Source organism: Lutibacter oricola (assembly GCF_900106565.1).
Taxonomy (GTDB): domain Bacteria; phylum Bacteroidota; class Bacteroidia; order Flavobacteriales; family Flavobacteriaceae; genus Lutibacter; species Lutibacter oricola.
Genome location: NZ_FNNJ01000025.1, coordinates 1 through 5,237, shown reverse-complemented (window position 1 = coordinate 5,237; position 5,237 = coordinate 1). Strand labels below are relative to the sequence as shown.

Annotated in this window: 7 protein-coding genes; all 7 read left to right on the top strand. The window is 26.7% G+C overall.

Annotated features, from left to right (window positions below; translation table 11 throughout):
• Window positions 1-235 precede the first annotated feature (235 nt).
• The 7 genes from BLU40_RS17040 (at window position 236) to BLU40_RS17010 (ending at window position 4,987) form a co-directional block, all read left to right on the top strand.
• Complete coding sequence (locus BLU40_RS17040; RefSeq protein WP_090126608.1) at window positions 236-859, top strand: hypothetical protein; 624 nt, start codon at window positions 236-238, stop codon at window positions 857-859.
• A gap of 3 nt (window positions 860-862) precedes the next feature.
• The gene (locus BLU40_RS17035; RefSeq protein WP_090126605.1) at window positions 863-1,297 is read left to right on the top strand and encodes a hypothetical protein; all 435 of its coding nucleotides are present in this window, start codon (window positions 863-865) and stop codon (window positions 1,295-1,297) included.
• A gap of 156 nt (window positions 1,298-1,453) precedes the next feature.
• Complete coding sequence (locus tag BLU40_RS17030) at window positions 1,454-2,197, top strand: hypothetical protein (RefSeq protein WP_090126602.1); 744 nt, start codon at window positions 1,454-1,456, stop codon at window positions 2,195-2,197.
• A 144-nt stretch (window positions 2,198-2,341) separates the two neighbouring features.
• Window positions 2,342-2,947, top strand: a complete 606-nt coding sequence (locus BLU40_RS17025) for a hypothetical protein (RefSeq protein WP_090126599.1) — start codon at window positions 2,342-2,344, stop codon at window positions 2,945-2,947.
• Between the two features lie 160 nt (window positions 2,948-3,107).
• A complete protein-coding gene (locus BLU40_RS17020; protein ID WP_090126598.1) occupies window positions 3,108-3,605 on the top strand; it encodes a hypothetical protein in 498 nt (165 codons plus the stop codon).
• Between the two features lie 152 nt (window positions 3,606-3,757).
• Window positions 3,758-4,342 carry a hypothetical protein gene (locus tag BLU40_RS17015; RefSeq protein WP_139170998.1) on the top strand — a complete coding sequence of 195 codons (585 nt, stop codon included), beginning with the start codon at window positions 3,758-3,760 and terminating at the stop codon, window positions 4,340-4,342.
• Window positions 4,343-4,507: 165 nt separating this feature from the next.
• Window positions 4,508-4,987 carry a hypothetical protein gene (locus BLU40_RS17010; protein ID WP_090126592.1) on the top strand — a complete coding sequence of 160 codons (480 nt, stop codon included), beginning with the start codon at window positions 4,508-4,510 and terminating at the stop codon, window positions 4,985-4,987.
• The last annotated feature ends 250 nt before the right edge of the window (window positions 4,988-5,237 follow it).

Below are 5,237 nucleotides of genomic sequence, written 5' to 3'. Positions count from 1 at the left end.
AAACGAATGAATAAAGAGTTGGAATATGATACTGGATGCGATTATGAAACGTTTTCAAACATTAAAGGTTGGGAATAAAAAACGATTTGCCAACACCGCATATAATTTATTGCTAGTTCTAGCCGATTTACGAAAATCCTATCGGATTTCCTATTCGGTTTTTATTTGCTAAATTAGTGCTTTAAACACGCAACAAACCATATTCAAACCCGTTGGGTAAAATTGCACGAAAAAAATGAAAGAGAATTTAGAAGATTTATTGAATGAACTCAACAATGAGGGAGATGAATTAATTAAATCTGGAAAAGAATTGCTTGAAACTTTAATGACAACTGAATATTCAATTTTCTGTACTTCGATTTTAAATAGAACAATTAACTTGAATCGAGGATATATTTCATTAGTAAAAGACAGTAATTATATAACTGCAGCTCCTCTAGTAAGATTAAATCTTGACAGCCTATTAAGATTATTTGCATCAACTCAATGTGAATATCACTACGAAAAATTTGCAGAAAAAGTTCGTAAAGGGGAAAAGATATCAATGATGTATGATTTCAACAAAAAGAAACAATTAAGAGATTCAGAGCTAGTAAAAAGATTAAAGAAAATTAAAGGATTTAAATGGACAAATGAGATCTATAAAATTGGTAGCGGATATGTTCATTTAAGCAACCAACATTTATACTCTTCATTTCGTTTTGAGGACAAAGAAACATTAGTTGGTGGAATTAGAAAAAATGATGAGTTTGTTCCAGAAAAGGAGAAAATAGCAGGAACACATTATATGATTTTAGCATCTAAAGGGATTAGAATATTTATAGATGATTGGATTAAAAACTTTAATGAAAAAAAATGAAAAATGAGATTACAAATTACAATAAAACAACAAAATCCAAATTTCAATAAAGATTACGCAGATGAATATAACTTTGGAAAAGAAGGAGATGGAAATTGGAAAGATAATTGGTCAAGAGGATATGAACTACAAGATGAAATTGAAAAACTTCATATTGAAAAAAATGTAGAATATAATCTTGTCGGTAAGTTAGAAAACGGAAAAGAGATTAATGTTTTAATTCCAAATATGACTATTTTAAAAACTGTGAGAAATGATAAGACTATATCTCAAGTTGCGATTTCAACAGATTTAGTCAAAAGAACATTAAAAACTCCATATAATGAAAAATACAACATAACTAGATTTTACTTTTATCTAAAACCTAGGCAAGATTTTTTCACTATTGATAATTTCACATACATTCTTGAAAAGGATATTCCAAAGGAATTAAAATAAACTTTACCCAACAATGCATAACCAAAATTGTTGCATTTAGTAAAATAGAATGTTTCTTAATACTAATTTTATTAGTTTTATAAAACGAAAAATTGCGATAACCAAAACACAACTTTGGTTATTCTAAACCGTTAGCCAATATTAAAAAAAAACACTATGAAAGATTCTTTAAATCAAGAATTATTACTAAAAAGAATTGATTATTTAGAGCATAAATTTGATTCAATATTGAATTCAAATAATTTGAGTCTTCTTGAATATAAATTAAATGAAAAACAAGAATTAATAAGTCAAGTTAATGATTTTTATGATTCTGCTTGGTTAAAACTAATTATTGTTATTTCTGTACTTGGGATTATAGTTCCAGTTTTAGTTCAATTATTTCAAAGAAAAAGTTTAAAAGATTTAACGAGTTTTATAACAAAGCAAATGAACGATAATTTCGATTACAAGATTAAAGAACTTAAAGAGTTTAATAAATCTGAAATTAACAAAACAATGTCTGAAATAAAGAAAGATATAGCTATATTAGAAACAAAAAACTCGAAAATGATTGCAGAAGTTGATGCGAGCGTCTATTATTTACAAGGTAGAATTTTTGCTTTAGACGCTAATTATTTTGATTCTTTTACGGACTTTATTAGATCAACTTATGATTGGTTAAAATCTGAAAAAACAGAAAGAGCTCGAGTAACTTTAAGTAATGCAACTAACTCTTTAAAATTTTTAAAATCTTTAGACAGTTTTGATGAGATTAATAAAAACCTAAAAGAATCACCACTAAACATTGAAATAGAAGAAATGATTGAATACCTTGAAAATCATAAATATCATAAAGTATATAGAAACCATCTTGAAAAACTAAAAAAAGAAATTGAACGATTAAAAAACATTGGCTAACAACTGGTATATTTTATTGTTTGGTTCCAGCACACTTACGAAAATCCTATCGGATTTTCTTGGTTGGTAATTATTTACTAAATTTATAGCTAAATCACTCAACAAAACATACCAAAAACCGTTGTAAGTAATACCCAAAAACCAATGAAATTCAACTTTTTACTGATTTTGTGCATTGTTATTTTTTCCTGTAAATCAGACAATAAAAAAACTTCTTTAACAGAAACGACAAACAGAATTGGAATAAGAAAATTCAAAGTAGCAGATGAAAACATTAAAGACAGTATAGTCGAATATATTAACATTAATGGAAAAGAATATGCTAATCAAATATGGATTGTAGACAAAAAAAATGATACAATTGGTGGAAATTACTTCGATACTTTTATAATGGACACAACTGAATTAGGTAAAGTAACTAAATTGCAATTTACTTTAACTAAACCAACAATAAAATGGGAATCTGATATGTTTGTTATACTTCCAGACGAAGAAAAATTAAAAGAGGACTTTTCTAATCTATCAGAAATAAAACTTGATACGTTTCATAGTTTAAAAAATGACGGAATATCTAATGACAAATTATTGAATTTAGATTTGCCTTTAAATCATATTGCGGAATTTGGAATAGAATATTCAACATCTGGAAAAAAGAGAATTCGAGGTTTAATTGTTGAAAGAGGTAAGGTAAAAGGAAAAGGTTTTGAACGAAGATTATTTTTTGACAAAACCGTTTACGTTAAAGAATAAAAAATAAAGTACTACTTACAACAAAGTATATAAAAAATTGCTAGTTTTAGCTAAACCAAAGTTAGTTGCGTGTTTGCTAGCTTCTGATTTTCCTTCGGAAAATCCTCGCACACAAACACGCAACTTTCCATATACGTAAACGTTGTAGGTAATTTATGAAATGGAAAAATTGCAGAAATATATTATTTTAATTTTACTAAACATTTTAATTTCTTGTTCAACTAATAAGAGAATAAAAACTAATTATGACCACCAAATTGTTGATGAAACTTATAGCGCAATTGGAGGAACTATAGATTGTAAAAACAATAAAAACATTTTTAAGTATGATGAAATTCTAATTCATTTAGATTTTTCTGTAGATTTTTGTGATATTTTTCAGGAGGAATTGAATAATAATCAAGAAGTTATTATTAATATCACCTTCACAAAGAAAGATATTATAAGTCCAAGTATGATGTTTTACCAGATATATGAAAATGGTAAAATGATAAAAAATAAATCTAAAGATTTTCATTCAACCCCATTCGGATTGGATTTTGAGAAATATAAAAATTCATTAGAATACAAAATCGAAAATATCAAATTAAGTATTGAAAATAAAAATGTAGAAAGTGAAATAAAAGATGATTTTAATTTAACATTATTGATAAAATAAGAAAAACTACCTACAACAACTGGTATATTTTATAGCTTGGTTTTAGCACACTTACGAAAATCCTAAAGGGATTTTCTTGGTCGGTAAATATTTACTAAATTTATTGCTTAATCACGCCACAAAACATACCAAAAACCGTTGGCTAAAATTAAATGAAACACTTACGATATATATTGATTCTTTTTATTATTACAAGTTGTCAAACAAAAAAAGAAAGCAAAATTCTGATTGTTGATGACCCGATTAATAAATGGAATCTATTTGAATCTTCAAATCAAGCTTTTACAATTGAATTTCCAACTTCAGAAATTAAAAGACAAGCTGGTGATTATTTTGATAATGAAAATATCAAAAGAAAAAGTACTGCTATGAGGATAAATCTTCAAGATTCAATAAATAAATTAAACTTTGGTTATTCTGCATCCTTTGTAAATTTTAACCAGTTGAAAACAGGTGAATTCCAATTAACTGAATTTTACAACTGGCAGAAAGAACACTTTAAAAACTTGACTGGAAATGATCCTATTTATGATAAACAAATAGAATTAAATAATAGAATAGGAAGAGAAATGCAGTTTGAATTTAAAAATCATAATTCGATTGCTACCTATAGATTGATTGTAAAAGATTCAACATACTATTTATTGCAAGTTTTAACTTCTAAAGAAGATAGTTTTCCCTTGAATAAAGCAACAAGAAAGTTTTTTGATTCTTTCGAATTTATAAATGATAAATAACTTTAGCCAACAACTGGTATATTTTATAGCTTGGTTTTAGCACACTTACGAAAATCCTATCGGATTTTCTTGGTCGGTAAATATTTACTAAATTAGTTGCTTAAAACACGCTTCAAAACATACCAAAAACCGTTGTACCACATTGGAGGAAAAACCTACGAATGAATGAAATTATTTCCAACTAAAGAATTTACAGCCGAATTGAGAAGTGATTTCTCAATATCGAAGGAAAATTTAAAATTAGAAACTGATATCACTGATTCATTAGTTTCCGATTGGACAAATAAAGAGTTTCGTGGACAAGTTTACGATAATGGATTCAAATTAATATCATCTGAAATTGGTATTGGAGCAGTTTGCGTTTTGGATGGAAAATTTAACGGAAAAGTTGGAGAAATTGAAATTCGAATTCATAAAGCATTTAAAGTAATGTTTTCAATTTTGATGTTAATGCCTTTTTCGATTTTTCTATTTGAGATTATTACAAATGGAATAAAAGATTCAATTGGCTTGATTGTTCCTGCAACAATGGGAATTGTATTTGGGAGATTTGTATTAATCGAATTTAGTTTTCGATACATTTCAAAAATTGGAATTGATAAATTGACTGATATACTTACGATTAAGGATTTAAAAAAAATATAAAACGTGGTACAACAACTGGTATATTTTATAGCTAGGTTTAAGCACACTTACGAAAATCCTATCGGATTTTCTTGGTCGGTAATTATTTACTAAATTAGTTGCTTAAATACGCCACAAAACATACCAAAAACCGTTGTGCTTAATGGTACGAATGAAAAAAAAAAAGATTAAAACGCTATGAAAAAAAAGATTTACACTTTGATTATTATGAGTTTAATTTTGTCCTCTTGTTTGACAAAAAACGAGAATA